The sequence below is a fragment of the Leclercia sp. S52 genome (genome assembly GCF_039727615.1).
In the GTDB taxonomy this organism is placed as follows: Bacteria; Pseudomonadota; Gammaproteobacteria; order Enterobacterales; family Enterobacteriaceae; genus Enterobacter; species Enterobacter adecarboxylatus_B.
The window spans coordinates 1,080,695-1,104,787 of the sequence record NZ_CP152474.1 but is presented as its reverse complement, the minus strand read 5'-3'; the positions used below and the strand labels follow the sequence as shown (position 1 = coordinate 1,104,787).

The 24,093-nt window shown below is 57.4% G+C and carries 17 protein-coding genes, 1 other RNA gene and 5 pseudogenes; 9 read left to right on the top strand and 14 right to left on the bottom strand.

The genetic code is table 11. The annotated features are described in order from the left end of the window. The first annotated feature begins 5 nt into the window (after positions 1-5). The 4 genes and pseudogenes from acrB to AAHB66_RS05180 all read left to right on the top strand — a co-directional run bounded on the left by acrB (position 6) and on the right by AAHB66_RS05180 (position 4,886). Positions 6-3,147 (top strand): annotated as a pseudogene (gene acrB / locus AAHB66_RS05195) (multidrug efflux RND transporter permease subunit AcrB). Positions 3,148-3,640: 493 nt separating this feature from the next. Next, positions 3,641-4,033 (top strand): Hha toxicity modulator TomB, encoded by a 393-nt coding sequence (tomB, locus tag AAHB66_RS05190; RefSeq protein ID WP_333850968.1) that lies wholly within the window; start codon positions 3,641-3,643, stop codon positions 4,031-4,033. A gap of 8 nt (positions 4,034-4,041) precedes the next feature. After that, positions 4,042-4,260 carry an HHA domain-containing protein gene (locus tag AAHB66_RS05185; protein WP_032616864.1) on the top strand — a complete coding sequence of 73 codons (219 nt, stop codon included), beginning with the start codon at positions 4,042-4,044 and terminating at the stop codon, positions 4,258-4,260. A 161-nt stretch (positions 4,261-4,421) separates the two neighbouring features. Continuing rightward, positions 4,422-4,886 carry a YlaC family protein gene (locus AAHB66_RS05180; protein WP_347115415.1) on the top strand — a complete coding sequence of 155 codons (465 nt, stop codon included), beginning with the start codon at positions 4,422-4,424 and terminating at the stop codon, positions 4,884-4,886. Positions 4,887-4,945: 59 nt separating this feature from the next. Here the strand turns inward: AAHB66_RS05180 and ykgO are convergent, their stop codons facing one another. Further along, complete coding sequence (gene ykgO, locus AAHB66_RS05175; RefSeq protein WP_142488461.1) at positions 4,946-5,086, bottom strand: type B 50S ribosomal protein L36; 141 nt, start codon at positions 5,084-5,086, stop codon at positions 4,946-4,948. Positions 5,087-5,278: 192 nt separating this feature from the next. Between ykgO and AAHB66_RS05170 the strand changes: the two are divergent. After that, positions 5,279-6,848 (top strand): annotated as a pseudogene (locus tag AAHB66_RS05170) (EAL domain-containing protein). A 32-nt stretch (positions 6,849-6,880) separates the two neighbouring features. On the opposite strand, the gene AAHB66_RS05165 reads toward AAHB66_RS05170, so the two are convergent. From AAHB66_RS05165 to AAHB66_RS05150, 4 genes and pseudogenes are all read right to left on the bottom strand, one after another. Beyond that, a complete protein-coding gene (locus AAHB66_RS05165) occupies positions 6,881-7,234 on the bottom strand; it encodes a DUF1428 family protein (RefSeq protein ID WP_347115414.1) in 354 nt (117 codons plus the stop codon). Positions 7,235-7,293: 59 nt separating this feature from the next. Further along, a pseudogene (locus AAHB66_RS05160) lies at positions 7,294-10,381 on the bottom strand (beta-galactosidase). A 104-nt stretch (positions 10,382-10,485) separates the two neighbouring features. Further along, complete coding sequence (locus tag AAHB66_RS05155; RefSeq protein WP_347115413.1) at positions 10,486-11,559, bottom strand: LacI family DNA-binding transcriptional regulator; 1,074 nt, start codon at positions 11,557-11,559, stop codon at positions 10,486-10,488. Between the two features lie 76 nt (positions 11,560-11,635). After that, positions 11,636-12,244: a hypothetical protein gene (locus AAHB66_RS05150; protein ID WP_347115412.1), complete on the bottom strand. Its 609-nt coding sequence runs from the start codon at positions 12,242-12,244 to the stop codon at positions 11,636-11,638. An 84-nt stretch (positions 12,245-12,328) separates the two neighbouring features. Here AAHB66_RS05150 and AAHB66_RS05145 point away from each other — a divergent pair, with 84 nt between their 5' ends. Further along, complete coding sequence (locus AAHB66_RS05145; RefSeq protein ID WP_347115411.1) at positions 12,329-13,750, top strand: PLP-dependent aminotransferase family protein; 1,422 nt, start codon at positions 12,329-12,331, stop codon at positions 13,748-13,750. A 146-nt stretch (positions 13,751-13,896) separates the two neighbouring features. Here the strand turns inward: AAHB66_RS05145 and AAHB66_RS05140 are convergent, their stop codons facing one another. The 3 genes and pseudogenes from AAHB66_RS05140 to ffs form a co-directional block, all read right to left on the bottom strand. Beyond that, on the bottom strand, positions 13,897-14,115 hold the full coding sequence (locus AAHB66_RS05140; protein WP_142488454.1) for a hypothetical protein: 219 nt from the start codon (positions 14,113-14,115) through the stop codon (positions 13,897-13,899). Then, a pseudogene (locus AAHB66_RS05135) lies at positions 14,116-14,364 on the bottom strand (hypothetical protein); the annotation flags it as partial. A 295-nt stretch (positions 14,365-14,659) separates the two neighbouring features. Next, positions 14,660-14,756, bottom strand: an RNA gene (ffs, locus tag AAHB66_RS05130) — signal recognition particle sRNA small type. 136 nt (positions 14,757-14,892) lie between these two features. Between ffs and AAHB66_RS05125 the strand changes: the two are divergent. Then, positions 14,893-15,247: pseudogene (locus tag AAHB66_RS05125) on the top strand (MGMT family protein). Positions 15,248-15,280: 33 nt separating this feature from the next. Here AAHB66_RS05125 and AAHB66_RS05120 read toward each other — a convergent pair. Next, positions 15,281-15,850 carry a YbaY family lipoprotein gene (locus AAHB66_RS05120; protein ID WP_307762181.1) on the bottom strand — a complete coding sequence of 190 codons (570 nt, stop codon included), beginning with the start codon at positions 15,848-15,850 and terminating at the stop codon, positions 15,281-15,283. Between the two features lie 208 nt (positions 15,851-16,058). Here AAHB66_RS05120 and tesB point away from each other — a divergent pair, with 208 nt between their 5' ends. Next, entirely contained in the window at positions 16,059-16,919 is an 861-nt protein-coding gene (gene tesB, locus AAHB66_RS05115; protein WP_106992157.1) for an acyl-CoA thioesterase II, read from the top strand. A 96-nt stretch (positions 16,920-17,015) separates the two neighbouring features. On the opposite strand, the gene amtB is transcribed toward tesB, so the two are convergent. The 5 genes from amtB to AAHB66_RS05090 form a co-directional block, all read right to left on the bottom strand. Beyond that, positions 17,016-18,302 carry an ammonium transporter AmtB gene (gene amtB, locus AAHB66_RS05110; protein ID WP_347115410.1) on the bottom strand — a complete coding sequence of 429 codons (1,287 nt, stop codon included), beginning with the start codon at positions 18,300-18,302 and terminating at the stop codon, positions 17,016-17,018. Between the two features lie 33 nt (positions 18,303-18,335). After that, on the bottom strand, positions 18,336-18,674 hold the full coding sequence (gene glnK, locus AAHB66_RS05105; protein ID WP_032616849.1) for a P-II family nitrogen regulator: 339 nt from the start codon (positions 18,672-18,674) through the stop codon (positions 18,336-18,338). A gap of 196 nt (positions 18,675-18,870) precedes the next feature. Next, complete coding sequence (locus AAHB66_RS05100) at positions 18,871-20,649, bottom strand: SmdB family multidrug efflux ABC transporter permease/ATP-binding protein (protein ID WP_347115409.1); 1,779 nt, start codon at positions 20,647-20,649, stop codon at positions 18,871-18,873. Further along, positions 20,642-22,414 carry a SmdA family multidrug ABC transporter permease/ATP-binding protein gene (locus tag AAHB66_RS05095; RefSeq protein WP_347115408.1) on the bottom strand — a complete coding sequence of 591 codons (1,773 nt, stop codon included), beginning with the start codon at positions 22,412-22,414 and terminating at the stop codon, positions 20,642-20,644. The genes AAHB66_RS05100 and AAHB66_RS05095 overlap by 8 nt, the downstream gene beginning before the upstream one ends. A gap of 42 nt (positions 22,415-22,456) precedes the next feature. Further along, complete coding sequence (locus AAHB66_RS05090) at positions 22,457-22,915, bottom strand: Lrp/AsnC family transcriptional regulator (protein WP_106992153.1); 459 nt, start codon at positions 22,913-22,915, stop codon at positions 22,457-22,459. Positions 22,916-23,030: 115 nt separating this feature from the next. Here AAHB66_RS05090 and AAHB66_RS05085 point away from each other — a divergent pair, with 115 nt between their 5' ends. After that, positions 23,031-24,077 (top strand): PLP-dependent cysteine synthase family protein, encoded by a 1,047-nt coding sequence (locus tag AAHB66_RS05085; RefSeq protein ID WP_347115407.1) that lies wholly within the window; start codon positions 23,031-23,033, stop codon positions 24,075-24,077. Positions 24,078-24,093 lie beyond the last annotated feature (16 nt).

The window sequence follows — 24,093 nt, the reverse complement described above, 5'->3', positions numbered from 1 at the left end:
AAGACATGCCTAATTTCTTTATCGATCGCCCCATTTTTGCGTGGGTGATCGCCATCATCATCATGCTAGCCGGGGGACTTGCGATCCTGAAGCTGCCAGTCGCGCAATATCCAACCATTGCGCCACCAGCAATTTCAATCGCCGCAACCTACCCAGGGGCTGATGCCAAAACGGTGCAGGACACCGTGACTCAGGTTATCGAACAGAACATGAACGGTATCGATAACCTGATGTACATGTCCTCCAACAGTGACTCCACCGGTACGGTGCAGATCACGCTGACCTTCGAATCCGGTACGGATGCGGACATCGCGCAGGTTCAGGTGCAGAACAAACTGCAGCTGGCTATGCCGTTACTGCCGCAGGAAGTTCAACAGCAGGGTGTAAGCGTGGAGAAATCCTCCAGCAGCTTCCTGATGGTTGTCGGCGTTATCAACACCAACGGCACCATGACGCAGGAGGATATTTCCGACTACGTGGGCGCCAACATGAAGGACGCCATCAGCCGTACTTCAGGCGTGGGTGACGTGCAGCTGTTCGGTTCCCAGTACGCGATGCGTATCTGGATGGATCCGAACAAGCTGAACAACTTCCAGCTGACGCCAGTAGACGTGATTACCGCGATCAAAGCGCAGAACGCCCAGGTGGCGGCCGGTCAGTTAGGCGGTACGCCGCCGGTCAAAGGCCAGCAGCTAAACGCCTCGATCATCGCGCAGACCCGTCTGACCTCGGCAGATGAGTTCAGCAAAATCCTGCTGAAAGTGAATCCGGACGGTTCTCAGGTTCGCCTGCGTGACGTGGCGAAGGTAGAGCTGGGCGGTGAGAACTACGACGTCATCGCCAAGTTTAACGGCCAGCCGGCTTCCGGTCTGGGGATTAAACTGGCAACCGGTGCTAACGCCCTGGATACCGCTGAAGCGATCCGTGCCGAACTGAAGAAAATGGAACCTTTCTTCCCGTCAGGCCTGAAAATCGTTTACCCGTATGACACCACGCCGTTTGTGAAAATCTCTATTCACGAGGTAATCAAAACGCTGGTGGAAGCGATCATCCTGGTCTTCCTGGTGATGTATCTGTTCCTGCAAAACTTCCGCGCGACGCTGATTCCAACCATCGCCGTGCCGGTCGTTCTGTTGGGGACCTTCGCGATCCTCTCGGCCTTCGGCTTCTCGATAAACACCCTGACGATGTTCGGGATGGTGCTGGCGATAGGCCTGCTCGTGGATGACGCCATCGTGGTGGTGGAAAACGTCGAGCGTGTGATGTCCGAAGAAGGGCTACCGCCGAAGGAAGCGACCCGTAAATCGATGGGTCAGATCCAGGGCGCGCTGGTCGGTATCGCCATGGTGCTGTCGGCGGTATTTATCCCGATGGCCTTCTTCGGTGGCTCTACCGGTGCGATCTATCGTCAGTTCTCAATCACTATCGTTTCGGCAATGGCCCTGTCGGTACTGGTTGCGTTGATCCTGACCCCGGCACTGTGCGCCACCATGTTGAAACCGGTGGCAAAAGGCGATCACGGCGAAAACAAAAAAAGGCTTCTTCGGCTGGTTTAACCGCATGTTCGATAAGAGCACGCACCACTACACCGACAGCGTGGGCAACATCCTGCGCAGCACCGGTCGTTATCTGCTGCTCTATATCATCATCGTGGTCGGCATGGCATACCTGTTCGTTCGTCTGCCAACCTCCTTCCTGCCGGACGAAGACCAGGGCGTATTCCTGACCATGGCCCAGCTGCCAGCAGGTGCATCCCAGGAACGTACCCAGAAAGTGCTGGATGAGGTGACGGATTACTACCTCACCAAAGAGAAAGCCAACGTTGAATCGGTGTTTGCGGTTAACGGCTTCGGCTTTGCTGGTCGTGGCCAGAACACCGGTATTGCCTTCGTTTCTCTGAAAGACTGGGCCGAGCGTCCGGGCGAAGAGAACAAGGTTGAAGCCATTACTGGCCGTGCGATGGGCACTTTCTCGCAGATCAAAGATGCGATGGTCTTTGCCTTTAACCTGCCAGCGATCGTTGAGCTGGGTACGGCGACCGGCTTTGACTTCCAGCTTATCGACCAGGGCGGTCTGGGCCATGAAAAACTGACTCAGGCGCGTAACCAGTTGTTTGGCGAAGTGGCAAAACATCCTGAGCTGCTGGTGGGCGTGCGTCCTAACGGCCTGGAAGATACGCCGCAGTTCAAAGTGGATATCGATCAGGAAAAAGCCCAGGCGCTGGGCGTCTCTATCAGTGACATCAATACCACGCTGGGCGCAGCCTGGGGCGGTAGCTACGTCAACGACTTCATCGACCGCGGTCGTGTGAAGAAGGTGTACGTGATGTCTGAGGCGCAGTACCGTATGTTGCCGGGCGATATCAATAACTGGTACGTTCGCGGCAGCAACGGGCAGATGGTGCCATTCGCCGCCTTCTCCACCTCACGCTGGGAATACGGCTCGCCGCGTCTGGAGCGTTACAACGGTCTGCCATCGATGGAGATCCTGGGTCAGGCGGCACCGGGCAGAAGTACCGGTGAAGCCATGGACCTGATGGAACAGCTGGCACAGAAACTGCCGGCGGGTATCGGCTACGACTGGACGGGGATGTCCTATCAGGAACGTCTGTCCGGCAACCAGGCCCCTGCCCTGTATGCCATCTCCCTGATCGTGGTATTCCTCTGTCTGGCGGCGCTGTATGAGAGCTGGTCGATTCCGTTCTCCGTTATGCTGGTTGTACCACTGGGGGTCATTGGCGCCCTGTTGGCGGCCACGTTCCGTGGTCTGGGTAATGACGTGTACTTCCAGGTAGGCCTGCTGACAACCATTGGCTTGTCGGCGAAGAACGCGATACTTATCGTGGAATTCGCCAAAGATCTGATGGATAAAGAGGGCAAAGGGCTTATCGAAGCTACTCTGGAAGCGGTTCGTATGCGTCTGCGTCCAATTCTGATGACCTCCCTGGCATTTATCCTCGGGGTTATGCCGCTGGTCATCAGCTCGGGTGCAGGCTCCGGTTCGCAGAACGCCGTAGGTACTGGCGTAATGGGCGGCATGGTGACCGCGACCATCCTGGCGATCTTCTTCGTTCCGGTCTTCTTTGTGGTGGTACGTCGTCGTTTCAGCCGTAAAAACGAAGATGTCGAACACAAACATCCGGTTTAAGACACCAGGATCCTGCTGTTAACAGCTAAAAAGGCCGCATTTGCGGCCTTTTTTTTGGCAATTGAAAATCATAAAATAAGCTTATTGGCGGTTTATATATTTTATGTCACCTTTAAACGACTTATCATATTTAACCCAATCCTCTTACACAAATTCTCAAATTCTTGCGTTGCTTCTTAGTTATTAAGAGTATTCCTGGTGTTTTTTTGTATATGATCGCGCCTGGTTGCGATTATAGAAACGACTAAAAAACCGCGTCTGGTGATAAGACAGGATCGCCATCAGGATTAAACAATATATAACATAGTATCCGTGAGACTCTTTAAACTGCTGCGTAATTGTAATTTTTCGTAATAGCGCGGTGAAATCCTGATCAGAGTAGATTATAGTTAAAGGCAAGAGGCATAACAGTAGCCGTTGACGCTAAGTCAGTTGTACCCTTCCCGACAACGATGTTCGGTGAGTAAAAAATCACTCAAAAAGGGGATACGCTATGGACGAATACTCGCCCAAAAGGCAAGATATTGCACAGTTGAAATTCCTTTGTGAATCCCTGTACCATGACTGCCTTTCCAATCTCGATGAAAGCAACCATGGCTGGGTCAATGACCCTACGTCTGCCATAAATTTGCAGCTAAACGAGTTGATTGAGCATATAGCAACCTTCGCCCTTAATTATAAAATTAAGTATAACGAAGATAATAAGTTGATTGAGCAAATTGACGAATACCTGGATGACACTTTTATGTTATTCAGCAGCTACGGCATTAACGCGCAGGATTTGCAAAAATGGCGTAAATCGGGCAATCGGCTTTTTCGTTGTTTTGTCAATGCAAGCAGGGCTAACCCGTTAGCTACTCCGGTTAAAATTATTACAAACAATTAGGTGAATTTATGTCTGATAAACCATTAACCAAGACTGATTATTTGATGCGTTTGCGACGTTGTCAGTCAATTGACACCCTTGAACGTGTGATTGAGAAAAATAAATACGAGCTTTCTGATAATGAGTTAGCGGTATTCTATTCCGCAGCGGATCATCGCCTGGCTGAACTCACCATGAATAAGCTGTACGATAAAATTCCTACCGCGGTATGGAAATTTGTACGCTGATTGGGTGACATCCACTGAACAGATTCACCCCATCATCTGACCCGCCCTTTCCTGGCAACTGTTATGTTTTTTCTTAGCGTAACTGTTACTTTCCACAAACATTGTGGTCACTTAAAATACACGGATCCCCCGTTTTAAGATGATTTGAGAAAGGGCAGAAGATGACCGAGATACAACGCCTGCTTACCGAGACCATTGATGACCTCAATGTACGCGAGAAGCGTGACAACAAACCGCGCTTTAGCATCAGCTTTATTCGCAAACATCCGGGGCTGTTTGTCGCCATGTATGCCGCCTGGCTGGCAACGCTGGTGGTAATGCTGCAGTCGGACACGCTGATCGGTTCCGTCTGGCTCCTGGTGGTATTGTTTGTCGTCTTTAACGCCTTCTTCTTCTTTGACGTTAATCCGCGCTACCGCTACGAAGATATTGATGTGCTCGATTTTCGCGTCTGTTACAACGGCGAGTGGTACAACACCCGTTATGTGCCGGACCAGCTGATCGACAGTATTCTGCACTCCCCGCAGGTTGAGTCGCAGCAAAAAGAGAAGCTGCAAAAAATGATCGCCACCAAAGGCGAACTCTCTTTCTACGACGTCTTTACCCTTTCCCGCGTGGCCGCCTGACGCCCGCGCAGACCTGCCGCCGACAGTCTCACTGTTAGCGGCAAGCCTTCTGTTCTGACCTAACGTTTTTTCTTACGCCCCTGCACCGCCTTGAAGCGCGGGTTGGATTTGCAAATCACATACAGCCGACCCTTACGTTTGACGATCTGGCAATCTGCATGACGTTGTTTTGCACTGCGCAATGAATTGAGAACCTGCATATTTACCCTTACTCGAATGAATTGTTATAACATAACAATTAGCATATCCGAGTGACAATGGAAAAACAACCCACGACGGATAAGCGGCTCGTAAACTCACCTAAAATAGTTCTACACTTCAACGTGGCTTTCCGTTTTAATGTCATCGACTTGCGCGCCCCACGCCCGGCGTTTTAAAAAGGAAACAGGAGCATGACAACCCGACACCTGGTGAGTGTGGTGACCTGCGTACTCATTATTGCAGTGCTTGTGCCTGTCTGCCTGAGCGTCTGGCTGGCGCACCGTAATGCGGAAGATAAGTTTGTTGACGATCTGAGCGACTACTCTTCGCGCGTCCAGATTCGTACTGACAAAGTGATTACTCAGGCCAAATCCGCGCTCAACGAAATGAAGGCTTTCAAAGGGATCCCGTGCAGTCGCGAACATGCGCTGGTGATGCGCCGCGCCTCTTTCTCCTGGCGCTATATCCAGGAAGTGATCTACGTTGACGATCTCAAACCGCGCTGCTCTTCGCTGGAACAAGAGAGCCAGGCCGCCCCCTTTCCCCCGGCATTGCGGATCACTCCCGATGGCTATCGGGCCTGGGTTACCTCACACAACGATCTCAACCTGAAGCGCTATATGGCCGCCATCGGCACAGGCCATTACATCGTGATGATCGACCCGGCCTCGCTGATCGACGTGATCCCTTTTGGCTCCTGGCCAATCGACGTTGCCCTGGTCGGTATCCGGCGTAATATCGTGTTCGCCAGCAGTAACAGCCTGGATATGCAGGTGTTCAATCAAATGCAGCGGGATGGCAACTCGCATTTTCAACATAACGGGGCGATGTACGATGTCCACAACGTGCCCGACCTGGGGTTTGCCATTGTGGCCTGGGCGTCCCTGAAGCCGTTAAAAGAGAGCTGGCATCATCAGCTTTATTTCTGGCTGCCGTTTGGCATGCTGATCAGTTTATTGACGGCCTGGTTTGTTTTGCGCGTGTTACGCCGCCTGCAATCGCCCCGGCATCGCCTGCTGGATGCCATCAACGCCCGGGAGTTCCAGGTTCATTTCCAGCCGATTGTCGCGCTAAACAGCGGCAGGCTGACCGGGGCGGAAGCGCTTGCCCGCTGGCCGCAGCAGGACGGCAGCTATCTCTCCCCCCGATATTTTCGTCTCCCTGGCGGAGCAGACTGGCCTGATGAATCAGCTAACCACGCTTATCATCGAAAAAGTGTTCGAGGAGATGGGCGAATGGCTGCGCCAGCACCCGGATCAGCATGTTTCGATTAACCTTGCCCCCGCGGATTTGATCTCAGGTACGGTGCCACCGCTGCTGAGCCGTCTTCTCAATCAATGGCAGATCCCGCCGTCGCAGATTGCGCTGGAGCTTACCGAGCGGGGATTTGCCGATCCCACCGTCAGCGCTCCCGCCATTGCCGGGTTCCGGCGCTCAGGGCACTCGGTCTATATTGATGATTTTGGCACCGGCTACTCCAGCCTCAGCTACCTGCAGGATCTGGACGTTGATACCCTGAAAATCGATAAGTCATTCGTGGACGCGCTGGAGTACAAAAACGTGACGCCGCATATCATTGAGATGGCCCGATCGCTCGATCTGGATATGGTGGCGGAAGGGATTGAAACCGAAGGCCAGCTGACCTGGCTGCGCCGCCACGGCGTGCAGTACGGTCAGGGCTGGTTTTACAGTAAAGCGCTGCCAAAAGAGGCCTTTATTCGGTGGGCTGAGCACAATCTCGACCCGGAAGCACACCAGTAACGCCCGGCAGGAAGCACCGCCGGGCATCAGTATTATTCGTCCAGCAGCGGTGAGAAGCCGCCATAAATCATCCGTTTACCGTCGAACAGCATCGATTCGCCAAATTCTTTCATTCTGGGATCGCTCATCATCTTGCGGTTCGCTTCATCGCGAACCTCTCTGGAAGGGTATTCGATCCAGCTGAAGACCACTTCTTCGTTCTCTTCCGCCTTCACCGCCAGGCGAAAGTCCGTTAATTTTCCGTCGGGCACGTCATCTGCCCAACACTCCACGATACGAAGCGCGCCAAACTCTTTAAACAGCGGCGCGGCCTTCGCGGCCAGCTCGCGATAAGCCTCCTTATTTTTCGCGGGAACGGCAACCACAAAACCATCGACATACTTCATCAGATAAACCTCCGAAGTGAATGTGCGGCCACATGGCGCGACCGCATCAGCGATTAAGTTTAGTTCTGTTGCCAGCTAAAGGCGTAACGCACCTTTTTCGCCTGCAGGATAAACTCCGGCGACACGCTGGGGCTCCAGGAGTCGTCGCCGCCGACGCCCATATGGAATGCATCCAGATTCAGCCAGCAGCCGGGCTCTTCCCGTAACAGATGGTGATGAGAGGTCTCGCGCAGCTGCGTCTGGCTATAGCGACTAACGCCGAAGTGGAAATCGCCGTCCAGCTGATGCTGCCCCAGTTTCAGCTGCCGGGTATCACAGCGCAGGCCGTTTTCGGTCGGGAAAATGTAAGGGGTATGCAGTGCCGCCAGCGGCAACTCCCAGCGCCCCTGGCGGGCGGCAAGCTTGCGATCCGGGTAGTTCTCATATGGCCCAAGGCCGCTCCAGCGCACGGTTTGCGGTGCCTGCGCCAGCTGACAGCTCAGCCCGATACGCGCCGGCTCCGGCATGTCGCTTGCCACCTGCACCTCAACATCGCCGTGCAGTACGCCCTGGCTGTCGATGCGCCAGCATTTACGGCTCAGGAACAGAACCTGGCTGTCGTGCTCCCAGGCATGCAGTGTAGTGATGGTCACCGCCTGCTCCAGCTGCTCGCCGTCGCACTCCAGCAGGCGCGGCGTCAGGCTGTACATCCCCGCGGCCTTCCAGCGTTCCACCCAGGCATTCGGATCGATGCGGGTCGCTTCGCTGACCCCGATATCATTGTCCAACGGGGCGCGGGTAAAGTTATCGGTCAGCGGCGCAAGCAGCGTCGCCTCCCCCCTCCCGCCACCACTGGGTCAGATCGCCGCTGGCGCGGTTAAACTGCCAGCGCTGCTGCTGATGGGTCACCACCAGCGCGTCATCTTCACGCGTGAGCTGAGGTGTAACCCCGGCAGCCTTCAGCGGTGCGATGAATAACGGAGCGGGAAGCGGCCATTGATCCCAGGCGCAGAGATGGTTCTCTCCGGACCACGGCGTGGCGGCGGGCTGGAATACCTCAACGTTCAGCCACAGCTCGCCCGGTGCCGTCGCCCACTGCGGCAGCGCGATCGCCAGCCGTTGCGTACCTTGTGCAGGAATATTGAGTGCCACCACTTCAGAGGCCAGCACCTCGCCATCACGCATCACCGACCAGCGCAGCTGCTCGTTGTCGGTCTGGCGGAAGAGATAATCGCTTTGCACCTCCACCACCAGCGGCGAGTGGCTGATGAGCGTAAAGGTAAAGAATTGCTGGGCGCGCTGGGCCTCATACAGGGCCGGATGCGGCGTACGATCCGGGAACACCAGCCCGTTCAGACAGAACTGGCGGTCGTTAGGTTTATCGCCAAAATCGCCACCGTAGGCCCAGAAGGGGTTCCCCTGCTCGTCATGCTTCGTCAGCGCCTGGTCCACCCAGTCCCAGACGAAGCCGCCCTGCAGCCGAGGGTGTTTGCGGAAAGCATCCCAGTATTTAGCGAACCCGCCAAAGCTATTGCCCATCGCGTGGGCATACTCGCAGAGGATCAGTGGACGCGTCTCATCCGGCATGCCTATCCACTTTTTAAGGGACCATTTCGGTACCGCCGGGAAGGGCTGATCCTGATCGACGCGGGCATACATCGGACAGACGATGTCGGTTGCCGCGGTGTTGGCCCCGCCGCCCTCATACTGCACCGGACGGGTGGGATCCGTCGCCTTCACCCAGCGATAAAGGGCGTCGTGATTGGCTCCGTGACCGGACTCATTGCCCAGGGACCAGATAATGATCGACGGATGGTTGCGATCGCGCTGCACCATGCGGGTAACGCGCTCGCTCATGGCAGGCAGCCAGCGCGGATCGTCGGCCAGACGGCTCATCGGCACCATGCCGTGGGTTTCGATGTTGGCTTCATCCACCACATACAGCCCGTAACGATCGCACAGGCGATACCAGAGCGGGTGGTTAGGATAGTGCGAGCAGCGCACGGCGTTAAAGTTGTGCTGCTTCATCAGCTCAATGTCGCGGCGCATGGTGGCTTCGTCCATCACCTGCCCGCGCTCAGGATGATGCTCGTGGCGGTTCACGCCGCGGATCAGCAGCGGCTTACCGTTGAGCTTCAGCAGCCCGTTACTGATTTCAACCCGACGGAAACCGACGTCGCAGGCTTCAACGTCCAGCACCTGGCCCTGCCCGTCGCACAGCACGAGGGTTAAACGGTAAAGGGCGGGGATTTCCGCGCTCCACAGCGCCGGTTGATCCACCTTCAGGGAGACATGCACCCTCTCCTGCCAGTGACCGCGCTCGTCGACAATGGCCGAGCCCGGCGTGCCGGTAGCGCTGGCGATACACTCCCCTGCCCGCCACAGATTGACGTTGACCTCGCAGCCCGCGTAGTCGGCTCCGCCGAGGGTCAGCGCCAGCTGCAGTTGGGCGCGGTCGTAGTCGGCGTTCAGCTCGGTGACGACATGGTAATCGGCAATATGGGTGTCAGGTTTATGCAGCAGGGTCACATCCCGGAAGATACCGCTCATCCGCCACATGTCCTGATCTTCCAGGTAGCTGCCGTCGCACCAGCGAAGCACCATCACCGCCAGGCGGTTGCTGCCCGGGCGCAGGAACGGGGAAACGTCAAACTCCGCAGGCAGACGGCTGTCCTGGGAATAGCCGACCCACTGCCCGTTGCACCACAGATAAAACGCCGAGTTGACGCCCTCAAACACCAGCCGCGTCTGCCCGCTCTCGAGCCAGCTTTCGTCCATGTCAAATGTGAGCGAGTAACAACCAGTCGGATTCTCTGCCGGTACAAACGGTGGGTTGACCGCAATCGGATAGGTCACGTTGGTGTAGATCGGGGTGTCAAAGCCCTGCATCTGCCAGTTGGAGGGAACCGGCATCACCACCGCATCCGCACAATCCTTCTGCGTCCAGCTGTCGGGAACCTGCTCTGGCGCAGTAAAGAAACTGAACCGCCAGTCGCCGTTAAGCGAGCGAACGGAAGAGGAGTCCCCCTCCTCTCGCGCCGTCTGCTCGTCACGCCAGCCGTTGAGCGGCACGTGGGCAGGGAGTCGATTCCATTGGGTGACACCGGGGTTTTCCCAGTCACGGCGAGTTATCAAAGTGCTGAGTGTCAGCGGAGCAGGATGGGACATAGTTACCTCTTTGCGAAGCGCTCACAATTTTTATCTACAATGCCCTGTCAGGGTGACAGGGTAAAGCAGGAGAGCGTCATGAAGCGATGGCGATCACAAAAGCGTTAGCGGCGCGCCAGCTGTTCGGCCAGCAGGGCCAGGGATTTTAACTGCTGGGCCAGATCGTCACTGCCCTGGGGGATCCCTTCCCGGGCGGTGGAGTGACGCTCGATCAGGGTAACAGGAAGACGAGTTTGGGCGGGATCCTGCCCGGCGTGCCCCTGCTGCGCCAGCAGCCACTCCACGCTGCGCAGCCCGGCCTCGCGAAAGGCCTGGCGAACGGTGGTCAGCGGCGGAGTAAACCAGGCGCTGTCAGTGGTGTCGTCAAACCCCACGATCGAGAGCTGGCCTGGCACGGTAATGCCCTTTTCAGCACAGGCGCGCATCACGCCGAGCGCCATCTGATCGTTTGCCACCAGGATCGCCTGCGGAAGCGTGGCCCCGGCCAGCAGCTGATGGCCTTTCTCGTAACCCGAGGCGGCGCTCCAGTCGCCCTGGGCAATGGCGCAGGGCTCTATGCCTGCTGCCGCCAGCGTGGAGAGCCAGCCCGCCAGACGGGCACGTGCAGAAACGGAACTTTGCGGCCCGCCGAGCAGGGCGATCCGCTGGTGGCCCAGCGTCAGCAGATGCTGCGCGCCAAGGGTTGCCCCCTGTTCGGCATCAAACACCAGGCTGTGCACCCGGGCGGTGGGTGAGACATCGAGAAAGAGTACCGGCACCGGAACGGCCTGCGCCTGCAGGCTTTCTGCCAGTTCGTCCTCCAGCGGCACGTTGACCAGCAACCCCTCCACGCGCTGGGCCAGCAGCTCCTGCACGGCGGCCAGACACTGCTGCGGGTTTTCGACCATCGAGATCAACACGCTTGCCCCGCGCTCGCCTGCCCGGGTCTTGACCGCCGAAGCAATTTGCGAGGGAGCATGCAGGGCCAGATCGGTGGTGATCAGACCCAGGGTGCGGGTGCGCTTTCCTGCCAGCTGCTGGGCGCCACGGTTAGGGACATAGTGCAGCTCGGCCATCGCCTGCAGTACTTTCTCCCGGGTCCGGGCGGAGACATGCGCCGCATCATTAATGACCCGGGAGACGGTTTGATAGGAAACGCCCGCCAGGCGGGCAACATCGTAAAGGGTTATGGCTTTCATGCGCGTCGCATTGCAATGACTGATGTGCGTATTCTGTCATAACCCACTGCGTAAAGCATGTGAGCGCTTCGCAAAATCAGACAACGCGCTCAGGCTGCGGGGCTAAGATGCGCGGCTTTTGACGAAACCACGGCAGACAGATCTGGATCAGCGGGCCAATGCTCAGGGCATACAGCACAGTCCCCACGCCAAATGTGCCTCCCAGCACCCAGCCAAGCAGCAGGACTGAAACCTCAATCGCCGTGCGCACGCTGCGTACCGACCAGCCGGTACGGGCGTTGATCCCGGTCATCAGGCCGTCGCGCGGTCCGGCACCAAACCCGGCGCCGATATACATGCCGGTCGCCAGCGCATTGACGATCACCGCGCTGACCAGCAACAGGCTGCGCGCCATCAGGGAGTCGATAGCCGGGATAAACGTCAGCGCGACGTCGGCAGCCAGGCCAATGGCAATCACGTTACTGATGGTGCCGAGCCCCGGACGCAGTCGCAGCGGGATCCACAGCAGCAGCACCAGCACGCCGGTCAGAATGATGACGGTGCCAATATCCATGGCCAGCAGTTTTGCCACCCCGAGGTGGAAGACATTCCAGGGATCGGCGCCCAGATCCGCTCGTACAAACATCGCCGTTGACAGGCCATACAGGCTTAATCCGACGTAAAGCTGAAGTAATCGACGTAACATGATCTTTCTCCGGTTAGCTATGCTTTCATCATTACCTGAAATGGCACTATGATTAATGTCCAGTTTTGAAAAAGTGGACTGCATATGTCATCGCGTCGTTTTGGAAGCCAGTCATTAGTTCGCCTGCTGGGCCACTGGCAGCAGGAGACCTCCCGTACCCCGTTGTGGCGTCAGCTGGGCGATGCGCTCCGCCTGCTGATCCTCGACGGCAGGCTGGCGCTGGATACGCGCCTGCCGGGCGAACGCGAGCTGGCCTTAACCCTGGAGGTGAGTCGTACCACCGTCAGCAGCGCGCTTGCGCATCTGCGCGATGAAGGCTACCTCGAAAGCCGCCATGGCAGCGGATCCCGGGTGATCCTGCCCGACAGCCGCACGCCCCCGACCCGCGCCAACGCCAGCGCGGCGTTGGATCTCTCCACCGCAGCACTGGGTGCCGGGCCGGAGATCCATCAGGCCTATACCCACGCCCTGACCGCCATTACGCAGCATCTGACGCAAACCGGCTACGACCAGCTGGGACTGCTGGCGCTGCGCGAGGCCATCGCCGCGCGCTACACCGCACGTGGACTGCCTACCCGACCGGAAGAGGTGATGGTGGTTAACGGTGCGGTCAGCGGGCTGGCGCTGGTGCTGCGGATGTTCACCGGCCCCGGCGATCGGGTGGTGGTGGATCACCCTACCTACCCGCTGGCTATCGCCGCTATCCAGGGCGCCTCCTGCCGGCCGGTTGGCGTATCGCTACCGCACACCGGCTGGGATATCGACGGCTTTGCCGCCACCCTCGCCCAGACCGCGCCGCGGCTGGCGTACCTGATGCCGGACTTTCACAATCCCACCGGCCGCTGCATGGACGCGGCCAGCCGTGAGTCCATCGCCGCCATTGCTGCCCGGGCCCGCACCACGCTGGTGGTGGATGAAACCATGGTCGATCTCTGGTTCGATACCCCTCCCCCGCCGCCGCTGGCCTCCTTCTGCCCGAACGGCAATGTCATTACCCTCGGCTCGGCGGGAAAAAGTTTTTGGGGAGGCCTGCGTCTGGGCTGGGTTCGCGCTCCGGCGCGCACTATTGCGACCCTGGCGCAAACCCGCGATACGCTCGATCTTGGCTCGCCGCTGCTGGAGCAGCTGGCCACCCTGTGGTTGATTGAGAATGGCGACACCTTTTTACCGGCGCGGCGGCAGATGCTACGCGAGCGACGCGATTGCTGTGCGGCGTTACTGCGGGAACATTTTCCGCAGTGGCGTTTCCAGATGCCGGAAGGCGGGCTCTCCTATTGGGTGGAGTTGCCGGATATGCTGGCCACCCAACTGGCTGCCCGCGCCGAAGCGGCAGGTATTCATCTGGGCACCGGTACGCGCTTTGGCCTTTCCGGAGCCTTTGACCGCTATCTGCGGATGCCCTTTTCGCTGGAACCTGCTGAGCTGGAAAGTGCGCTGGTGCGGATCAAGCCGCTGTGGTTGGCCCTGAATACAAGCGGACAATCATTAAAACGCACACTTGTATAATTACCTGTCCGCAATGGAAGCGGCTGCAACGACGAGTTTTATTACCGGGAAAAAGTGAGCGGGTGCACAAATAACGATGCAGTAAGGACGATTTAAAAATGTCTGACTGTAACGGTTACAGTCAGACATTTTCAGCAGGAAGGAAATCAGTGCTGAGCAGGGATAGGGAAACCTTTCAGGGAAATAACAAAACTATCGCCTTCTTTCTTTATTTTTGCGCCGGTATCACACCAGTCAGACGCAATTCGAAAGAACTCATCACTGCCAACATCCCAGCCCAGGCGGACATGTTTGACATAGCCAGAGCGCAGAAGCGTGCAAGCTTCCGAGTAGCTGCTGGCGGTTGATTGCTGATACTGTTTCATTTTTTTCTTCTTCAGAATTTTTCTTAATGCTTTGATTTCTTTAGGAGTAAAAGGTGCTACGCTCTCTTCTTCCGTATGTTGATTGTCGATATCCTCTTCCGTTACTCCCGCCTCGTCTGCTACAGCAAAGGCCATTTGCAGCAGTTTCTCTGTGGTAACGCTGAGATTCTCATTATTCACTTCTGCGTAATGACGAAGCTTCTCTTTTAGCGCTTCGTCAATTTTTACATTCAGCACGGCAGTGGTCATGGTGGCTACGTCCTTGACATCAATTTGTTAAATTAATACACGAAGTTATCATTATTATCCAGATATATATTGCCTGCTTATATATCATAAAAATGTCACACTTACCCTGCACACCATTTGTGACAAAATAATGACAACCACATTTCAGTATGATGACAATTAACGAAATAAACAGGGCAGCTCAGAAATATATCATGTGATGACTAATGCCATGGGTAAACGAGCCTGCGGCATGAAAATGCTGAATGATGGATGGAGACGAGGAATTTTGCGGAAGGCAGAAATGGGTGGGGGGCCCTGCCAGCTACATCCCGGCACACACGTCGTCTGCCCTGGCTGCTTCCTTCCGGACCTGACCTGGTGAACAGAGTAGCGTTGCGGGAGAACCAACAGAGCCCCCCATTGAGAGCGTTGTTAACCAACGCGCTGGCGCATTATCACTGTACCAGATAGCAATTGCAAGTTAACGGCGTCCGGGTGATGGTTTATTGCGCAAAGCGTTTACAGAGTGCGCGCTTTCTTCCTGGTATGTCGAATATTCTTTATCATGCTCGCTACACAGGAGCAAAAAATGGACGAGCACGACTCTTTTCCCCAGCGGGTCTGGCAGATAGTGGCCTCGATTCCCGAAGGTAGTGTCACCACCTATGGCGAGGTGGCACGGCTGGCCGGTTCTCCGCGCGCTGCGCGACAGGTAGGTGGCGTACTTAAACGGCTGCCGGAAGGGAGCACGCTGCCCTGGCATCGGGTCGTAAACCGCCACGGGGCGATCTCCTTAACTGGCCCTGATTTACAGCGTCAACGTCAGGCCTTGCTCAGTGAAGGGGTACAGGTATCAGGCAGTGGGCAGATCGATTTGCAGCAATACCGCTGGCGGTATTAAACAGCCCCTCTCGGACGAGAGGGGCTGGCGACATTAAAGCTGGGTCGGTGCCGGGGTGGCCGTAGACGGGCTCACCTGAGTGGGCGAGGTCGAGGGTACGGTAGTGGGTGCACCGCCGCCAGGCTGCAACGGCAACGAGGTCTGCTGTACGGGCACCAGCACCAGATCGGCTTTGGTACCGCCCTGGTTAATCACCGGTTTCACGATGTCAGTCATTAGCACAACCTGATCGTTAATGGTGATCGCGGCGCTTAGCAGGATACGCGCGTTAGGCTGTACGTCCGCCGGGTTAAACGGCAGTTCAAACTTGAACGGGGCCTGTTTACCTTCGGTACGGGTCGCCTGCTGCGCCAGCACTTTCGACGGTGAATCGGCCAGAGAGGCATCAGACAGAGTGACGGTTAATACCGCATCCGGCGGCAAAGCCACTTTCTGACGGATCCAGATGGTCCCGGAAACATTTGGCTGCTGAATGGTCGGTTGCGCCGCCACGGCAGCAGTGTTTGGGTTTGGCGCTGGCGTCTGGATGTCTGCACTTTTATCTGCACAGGCAGAGAGAGCAACCGCTACCGCTAAACCACTTAACGCGTGCACGAGTTTCATTGAGTTCTCCTTATCATCAATGCACCAGCGGGATCGATACCGCCAGATGAGTGGTTAATACCAGGTTAACGAGAGTAAGTGTGGCACACATCAATTATTTATGCCTGGAATCTCCCTGTTATTCAGATTATTGCACCCATCGGACCACTTCCATTTCTGCGTTATACTCTGCCTATCTTTCGCCACGGCGTTTTAATTGAGGACGACTATGAGTCAGGCACTAGGCAATCTGCTGACATTATTAAACCTGGAAAAAATTGAAGAAGGACTCTTTCGGGGACAAAGCGAAGATCTGGGTTTACGCCAGGTATTCGGCGGTCAGGTTGTGGGGCAAGCCCTCTACGCAGCTAAAGAGACAGTACCTGCAGAACGCTTTGTGCACTCCTTTCACAGCTACTTTTTGCGCCCTGGCGACAGCCAGAAACCGATCGTCTATGACGTGGAAGTCCTGCGTGACGGTAACAGCTTCAGCGCCCGTCGCGTGGCGGCAGTGCAGAACGGCAAGCCGATCTTCTATATGACCGCCTCATTCCAGGCGCCAGAGCCGGGCTATGAGCATCAAAAAACGATGCCCCCTGCCCCGGCACCGGACGAGTTAAAGTCTGAAACGGACATTGCCCGCGCGCTGGCGCATCTGCTGCCTCCGCAGGTAAAAGAGAAGTTTCTTTGCGACAAACCGCTGGAGATCCGCCCGGTAGAGTTCCATAACCCGATGAAGGGCCATACCGCCGAGCCGGCGCGTCAGGTCTGGATCCGCGCCAACGGCACGGTGCCGGAAGATTTCCGCGTCCATCAGTATCTGCTGGGTTATGCGTCCGATTTCAACTTCCTGCCGGTTGCCCTGCAGCCGCACGGCGTGGGCTTCCTTGAGAAAGGGATGCAGGTTGCCACTATCGACCATTCGATGTGGTTCCACCGTCCGTTTGATATGAACGACTGGCTGCTGTACAGCGTGGAGAGTACCTCCGCGTCGAGCGCGCGCGGGTTTGTTCGCGGTGAGTTTTATACCCAGGATGGGGTGCTGGTGGCTTCTACGGTGCAGGAAGGGGTGATGCGCAACCGGGGATGATGTGAAAAAGCCGGGTGGCGGCTTCGCCTTACCCGGCCTACAAAAGCACTTTCCGTAGGCCCGGTAAGCGTAGCGCCACCGGGCAATACCTTCAAATCAGGCGTTATACGCATTCTCACCGTGGCTGTTGACGTCCAGACCTTCGCGCTCCTGCTCTTCCGGTACGCGCAGACCCACCGTCATGTCCGCCAGCTTGTAGCCGATAAAGGCCACTACGCCCGACCAGACCACCGTGATGGCGATACTTTCCAGCTGAACCAGCACCTGATGACCCATGCTCACGCCTTCTGCGTAGCCGACACCGCCCAGCGAGGTTGAGGCGAAGATGCCGGTCATGATGCAGCCGACGATGCCGCACACGCCATGCACGCCAAAGACGTCACAAGGATCGTCCACACGCAGCACGCGTTTCAGCGCAGTAACACCCCACAGACCGGCCAGACCCGCCACGATACCGACGAGCAGCGCGCCGCCGACACCGACAAAACCACAGGCCGGGGTGATGCCAACCAGACCCGCAATCGCACCGGAACAGGCACCCAGCAGGGAAGGTTTACCGCGTACCGCCCACTCGCCAAAGATCCAGGAGAGAATGGCACCTGCGGTCGCAATAACGGTGTTCACGAAGGCCAGCGCCGCGATTTCGTTGGCTGCACTGGCGGAACCGGCGTTAAAGCCAAACCAGCCGAAGTAGAGGATCGCGGTGCCGGTGAAGACCATCGGCAGGTTGTGCGGTTTGAAGGCTTCTTTGCCAAAACCGACGCGTTTTCCAATCAGGTATGCGCCCACCAGGCCTGCCACCGCGGCGTTGATGTGAACCACAGTACCGCCCGCGAAGTCCAGCGCGCCATGGGAAGCCAGCAGACCACCGCCCCAGACCATATGCGCCACCGGCACATAGGAGAGCGTCAGCCAGACCACTACGAAGATCAGCACTGCGGAGAAGCGAATACGTTCCGCCAGCGCGCCAACAATCAGCCCGACGGTGATACAGGCGAACGAACCCTGGAACGCCACGTGGATGTACTGATAGAAGCTGCCCATTACCGCGGTCAGCTCAATATTTTTCAGCATCGCCCAGTTGAAGCTGCCGAAGAAGGCGTTGCCTTCCCCGAAGGCCAGCGAGTAGCCGTAGACTACCCACAGGACGCAAACCAGCGCGAAAGTTACCGTCACCTGAGTGAGCATGGAGAGGACGTTTTTGCCGCGGATCAGGCCACCGTAAAACAGCGCAATCCCCGGGATGGTCATAAACAGCACCAGCGCGGTGCAAATCATCATAAAGGCGTTATCGGCTTTGTCTGCCACCGCCGGTGCCGCCATTGCCAGCCCCGGCAGCAGTGCCAGAGACCCCAGACCTGCTTTGAGTGTTGTTGTGTTCATTTTCTCGATCCCTATCACTGTGTGCCTGATTTTTTACAGTGCCGCTTCGTCGGCTTCGCCTGTACGAATGCGAATGACGCGTTGCAGCTCAGCAACGAAAATTTTGCCGTCGCCAATTTTGCCGGTGTAGGCTGCTTTGCTAATTACGTCGATAACTTCATCCAGCTGATCGTCGGCGATCGCCACGTCAATCTTCACTTTTGGCAGGAAGTTGACGCTGTATTCAGCGCCACGGTACAGCTCCGCATGACCTTTCTGTCGCCCAAAGCCTTTCACCTCGGTGACGGTCAGCCCCTGAATACCCATTGAAGAGAGTGCTTCACGCACGTCTTCGAGCTTGAATGGTTTGATGACCACGGTAACCAGCTTCATATATCTCTCCAGTCAGAATTCGGAAATGGCTAGCGAACTGATTTGGTATTGCAAGCGGTGTGCCAGAATTGAAAAGAGAGGAAGGATGAGGCGTGGCGGAGAGAGAACGAAAAAAAACGCACCATGACAGTGCATGATGCGTTTCATTTTTGCACCAACCGATTCAGCGGCTGGCAGGATGCTTAATTTTAGTGCATCAGGCGCTGAGCGACTCTTCACGCGTGCTGGCGGCCAGCTCTTCCCCGGCCAGCTGCAGCTGATACATCTGCCAGTAACGCCCTTTCGCCTCAAGCAGTTGCTTATGGGTACCGCGCTCAACCGCCTGGCCGCGATGAAGCACCAGAATGGTATCCGCCTCGACAATGGTCGACAGGCGGTGGGCAATCACCACCAGGGTGGTATGTTCACGCACTGCGGCCAGCGCCTGCTGGATCGCCTGCTCGGTACCGGAGTCGATGCTGGCCGTGGCTTCATCGAGGATCAGCACCTGCGGCGTATCAATCAGCACCCGGGCCAGGGCCAACAGCTGTTTTTGCCCCACCGAGAGGTTATTCCCCTGCTCACCCAGCCGGGTATGAATACCGTCGTGCAGGCCGCGCGCCAGCTCCGCCAGCTGCACTTTCTCCAGCACGTCCCACACCTGCTCCTCGCTAAACGGCCGCCCGAGCGTAACGTTGGCGAAGAAGGTGTCGGCCAGCACTACCGGATCCTGTTGCACCATCGCCACCCCTTTACGCAGCACGGCGTGGCTCAGGGTCGAAAGCGGACGCCCGTCGAGGCGAATTTCCCCTTCGGTGAGCGGGTAGTAGCCCATCAGCAGGCTGGCGAGGGTACTTTTACCGCTGCCGGTATGGCCGACCAGCGCGACGAAACTGCGGGACGGCACCTTCAGATCGATATCCTGTAAGACCAGCCGGTCCTCGCGATAGGCAAAGGAGACCTGATCAAACTCAATGGTGCCGCTTTGCAGGTCGCGATTGTCATCGCCGTAGGCCTGACGCGGGCGATCCATCAGCTCAAAGACGCGCTCGCCGGCAACCACCGCCTGCTGCAGCATCGACTGCTGAGTGGTCAGCTCGATCAGCGGCTCGTTAAGACGACCCAGGTAGCTGATAAAGGCATACAGCACCCCGACCTCAATGGTGCCGCCAGCGGCAAAACCAAACTGCATCAGCAGCCCGCACAGCACCAGCGCCGAGAACAGGCTGAGCAGCGGCCGCAGGAGAAAACCATCCAGCCGCAGCGTCTGCATACGGGCCATATAGTGGGAGCGGCTGGCCTCGCCCATCCGCTCGCCAAAACGCTCCTGCTGGCGGAACTGTTGGATGACGCTCATGCCGTTGATGACTTCGTTGAAGCCATCGTTGATATCCGCCAGATAGGCCCGCACGCGACGGACAATCGGCGTGCTGTAGCGCTGGTAGATAATCATCACAATCATCACCGCCGGGAAAATCGCCATCGCCACCAGCGCCATGCGCCACTCCAGACTGAACATCGCCACCAGCATGGCACCGACCAGGGCGGCGCTGCGCAGCACCGTGGCCACCACCGTGACATAGAGATCGCGGATCACTTCGGTATCGTTGGTGACACGGGAGATAATCTGTCCGACGGGCTGGGTATCGAACGCGCTCAGCGGCTGGCGAAGAGCGGCATCCATCACGTCGGTACGTAACTGCTGTACCACCCCGACGGCGGCCTGGTTAAACAGCAACGACTGAGCATAATGCAGCCCGGCCGCCAGCAGCTGCAGGCCGACATAGGCCACCGCCAGCCCGGTCACCAGACCGAGCGGGAGATAGTTTTTGGCCACCATGTTGTCGATGAAATAGCTGATCAGCAGCGGGCCGGTCACTTCGGCAATCGCCGCAATCCACAGCAACACTACGGCCAGCGACAGCGGTTTGCGCCACGGCGAGCCATACGCCAGCAGGCGTTTCAGGGTGGGCCACAGCTGGGAAAAACTACGCATCGGTGGCCTCCTCGGTCATGTCCGGCACGTCATCCAGCGCCGCTTCCAGTTGTTGATAGCGATACATATCGCGATACCATCCTGGCTGCTCCGCCAGCTGTTCATGCTGTCCACGCTGGGCAACGTGCCCGTGCTGCATCACGAGAATTTCGCTCGCCTCGGTCAGGGCCGACAGGCGATGGGCGCTGATGATCACCGTGCGCCCCTCCCCCCACTGGCGCAGATTATGCAGGATCTGATGTTCGGTGCGGCCGTCGACGGCGGAAAGCGCATCGTCGAGGATCAGGATCTCGGCATTGAGCAGCAGCGCGCGGGCAATAGAGATACGCTGCTTCTGCCCACCCGAGAGCATCACGCCGCGCTCGCCCACTTCGGTTTCATAGCCCTGGGGCAGGCGCAGGATATCCTCATGCACGCTGGCAAGGCGGGCGACGTGCTCGATCGCTTCCCGGGTCGCTTCAGGACAACCCAGCGCAATATTATTGGCAACCGTATCGGAGAAGAGGAACGGCGTCTGGCTCACCACCGCCAGCCGGCTGCGCCAGCTGTCGAGTTGCAGCCGGGTGAGCGGAATGTCGTGGAAACGGATCTCGCCCTGGTCTATATCAAAGTGGCGCTGGATCAGGGAGAGCACGGTACTTTTCCCCGCCCCGGTCGGGCCGCAGATCCCCAGCATTTGCCCCGGTTGCAGCGTGAAATTGACGTTTTCGAGCGTCGTTTTTTCCGTATGCGGATAGGCAAATGCCCGCACCGAAAATTTCAGCTCGCCGCGCCCGTCCGGCACACGCTCGCTGCCGTCGTTGACCACCGGCGCTTCGGCGAGCATGGCGCGGATCCGGCTGTAGGCCGCGCTGCCACGCTCGACAATGTTAAACATCCAGGCCAGGGCCAACATCGGCCAGATCATCAGCCCCAGATACATGGCAAAGCTGGTCAACTGACCGAGGGTCAGCGAGCCGTTAATCACCATCCAGCTACCACCGCCGATGGCCAGCAGGTTGGCGGTGCCAATGGCGATATAGATAGTGGGATCAAAGCGGGCGTCGATCCGGGCGACGCGCAGGTTTTTAGCCCCGGTATCGGCGGCATCGGCGGCAAACAGCGCCGACTGGCGATCTTCCAGACCAAAGGCTTTGATCATCCGGATACTGGTCAGGCTCTCCTGAGTCCGGTCGTTGAGCGAGGAGAACGCCGCCTGCGCCAGCTTGAAGCGCTGGTGCAGCTGGTCGCCGTAGCGTTTAATGGCCAGCGCCATAACAGGCATCGGCAGCAGCGCCAGCAGGGTTAACTGCCAGCTGATTTGGGTCGACATCACAATCAGCACCGCGCAACCCATCACCAGCGAGTCGACCAGAGTTAATACCCCTTCCCCGGCGGCAAAGACCACGCGATCCACATCGTTGGTGGCGCGGGCGATCAGATCCCCGGTGCGGTGGCGGAGATAAAATTCCGGATGCTGGCGGCTGAGCTGGCGGTAAAAATCTTCCCGCAGCTCGACTGCCAGCTGGTAAGAAGCCCCGAACAGCAGCACGCGCCAGACATAGCGCAGCAGATAGACCACTACCGCCGTCAGCACCAGCGTGCCGATCCACATCATCACCCGTGCGGTGGTGTAATGCTGTTCCGTTACGCCATCCACGACATAGCCCACCACTTTTGGCGGGATGAGCTGCAGAACGGCAATGATAATAAGCAGGGCCACTGCACCGAGATAGCGTTGCCACTCCCGGCGAAAGTACCAGCTTAACTGAGCAAATAATCGCACGCGGTCTTTTCCTGAGGATCGTATTCCGGCAGCACCGGGAAGTTATTCAATGGGTAAGGCGGTGGTGTATTTTATCTGTTCCATCGCGAAGCTGGAGGTGACATTCGACAGACCTGGCACGCTGTTGACCAGCCGTTTGTAGAAATCATCATAGCGTTTCATGTCCGCCACCTGAACGCGCATCAGGTAGTCGTATTCGCCCGCCATGCGCCAGAAGCCCAGCACTTCCGGCATCTCCGATACCACGCTGACGAACCCGCAGTACCAGTCGCTGCTGTGGTGCTGCGTTTTTATCAGAACAAAGGCGGTCAGTCCAAGCCCCAGTTTTTCAGGATCGAGCAGCGCCACGCGTCCCAGCAGGATCCCTTCATCTTCGAGTCGCTTGAGGCGTTTCCAGCAGGGCGTGGTGGTCAGATTAACGGCATCCGCCAGCGCCTGCAAAGAGAGGGTGCAGTCGCTTTGCAGTAAGGACAGCAGCTTACGGTCAATTTTATCTAGCATACCCACCCTCCAGAGAAAATTTTTCTCCTTACATTCTATTTTAAAGGCCAGATAGCAACAATTTTTTCTGTGCTTTTCGCTATGCTGGGCACAAAATGACAAACGGATTACCGCGATGAATAGCACCTGGGTTAAAAACGCCATCAGTGAAATTAACGCCGATTACCAACGTTCGGCGGATACACACCTTATTCGCCTGACCCTGCCGGGTTTTGCCGGTATTCAGCTCTATCTGAAAGACGAAAGCACCCACCCGACCGGCAGCCTGAAGCACCGTCTGGCGCGCTCGCTGTTCCTGTACGGGCTGTGTAACGGCTGGATCAATGAAGGCACCACGATTATTGAATCCTCTTCCGGTTCAACCGCCGTCTCAGAGGCCTATTTCGCCCGCCTGCTCGGCCTGCCGTTTATCGCCGTGATGCCTTCCTGCACGGCGAAACGCAAAATCGAACAGATCGAATTTTACGGCGGCCGCTGCCACTTTGTGGAAAGCGCCTGTGAAATTTATGCCGCTTCAGAGATGCTGGCCCGGGAGCTGAACGGTCACTATATGGATCAGTTTACCTTCGCGGAGCGGGCAACGGACTGGCGCGGCAATAACAACATTGCCGACAGTATTTTCCGCCAGATGCAAAATGAGCCCCATCCGGTGCCGGCCCATATCGTGATGAGCGCCGGCACCGGCGGCACCTCGGCCACGATTGGCCGCTACATTCGCTGCCAGGGGTACGATACCCGCCTGATGGTGGTGGATCCGCAAAACTCGGTGTTCCTGGATTACTGGCAGCAGCGCGATCCCGCCCTGCGCAGCCCGGTGGGCAGCAAAATTGAAGGGATTGGCCGCCCGCGCGTCGAGCCGTCGTTTATCCCTGACGTGGTGGACGAGATGCTCCGGGTGCCGGATGCCGCCAGCGTCGCTACCGCCCACTGGCTGGAAACGCAGCTTGGCCGCAAGGTCGGGGCCTCTACCGGAACCAATATGTGGGGTGCACTGCAGCTGGCCGCGCGGATGCGCGACGCGGGGCAAACCGGCTCCATCGTCACCCTGCTGTGCGATAGCGGCGAGCGCTACCTGGATACTTACTACAACGCCGAGTGGGTGAAAACTAACATTGGCGACGTGACGCCGTGGCTGGCGGAGATTGCCCGGCTGGTGAAATAAAAAAAGCCAGACTGTC

Bases quoted from the DNA above. Each gene is read 5' to 3' on its own strand.
- AAHB66_RS05185 (WP_032616864.1), top strand. From the start codon at position 4,042: ATGTCTGATAAACCATTAACCAAGACTGATTATTTGATGCGTTTGCGA.
- AAHB66_RS05090 (WP_106992153.1), bottom strand. From the start codon at position 22,915: ATGCTAGATAAAATTGACCGTAAGCTGCTGTCCTTACTGCAAAGCGAC.
- glnK (WP_032616849.1), bottom strand. From the start codon at position 18,674: ATGAAGCTGGTTACCGTGGTCATCAAACCATTCAAGCTCGAAGACGTG.
- AAHB66_RS05155 (WP_347115413.1), bottom strand. From the start codon at position 11,559: ATGAAAGCCATAACCCTTTACGATGTTGCCCGCCTGGCGGGCGTTTCC.
- amtB (WP_347115410.1), bottom strand. From the start codon at position 18,302: ATGAACACAACAACACTCAAAGCAGGTCTGGGGTCTCTGGCACTGCTG.
- AAHB66_RS05140 (WP_142488454.1), bottom strand. From the start codon at position 14,115: ATGAAACAGTATCAGCAATCAACCGCCAGCAGCTACTCGGAAGCTTGC.
- AAHB66_RS05180 (WP_347115415.1), top strand. From the start codon at position 4,422: ATGACCGAGATACAACGCCTGCTTACCGAGACCATTGATGACCTCAAT.
- AAHB66_RS05165 (WP_347115414.1), bottom strand. From the start codon at position 7,234: ATGAAGTATGTCGATGGTTTTGTGGTTGCCGTTCCCGCGAAAAATAAG.
- AAHB66_RS05085 (WP_347115407.1), top strand. From the start codon at position 23,031: ATGAATAGCACCTGGGTTAAAAACGCCATCAGTGAAATTAACGCCGAT.
- ykgO (WP_142488461.1), bottom strand. From the start codon at position 5,086: ATGCAGGTTCTCAATTCATTGCGCAGTGCAAAACAACGTCATGCAGAT.
- AAHB66_RS05150 (WP_347115412.1), bottom strand. From the start codon at position 12,244: ATGTTACGTCGATTACTTCAGCTTTACGTCGGATTAAGCCTGTATGGC.
- AAHB66_RS05120 (WP_307762181.1), bottom strand. From the start codon at position 15,850: ATGAAACTCGTGCACGCGTTAAGTGGTTTAGCGGTAGCGGTTGCTCTC.
- tomB (WP_333850968.1), top strand. From the start codon at position 3,641: ATGGACGAATACTCGCCCAAAAGGCAAGATATTGCACAGTTGAAATTC.
- tesB (WP_106992157.1), top strand. From the start codon at position 16,059: ATGAGTCAGGCACTAGGCAATCTGCTGACATTATTAAACCTGGAAAAA.
- AAHB66_RS05145 (WP_347115411.1), top strand. From the start codon at position 12,329: ATGTCATCGCGTCGTTTTGGAAGCCAGTCATTAGTTCGCCTGCTGGGC.
- AAHB66_RS05100 (WP_347115409.1), bottom strand. From the start codon at position 20,649: ATGCGTAGTTTTTCCCAGCTGTGGCCCACCCTGAAACGCCTGCTGGCG.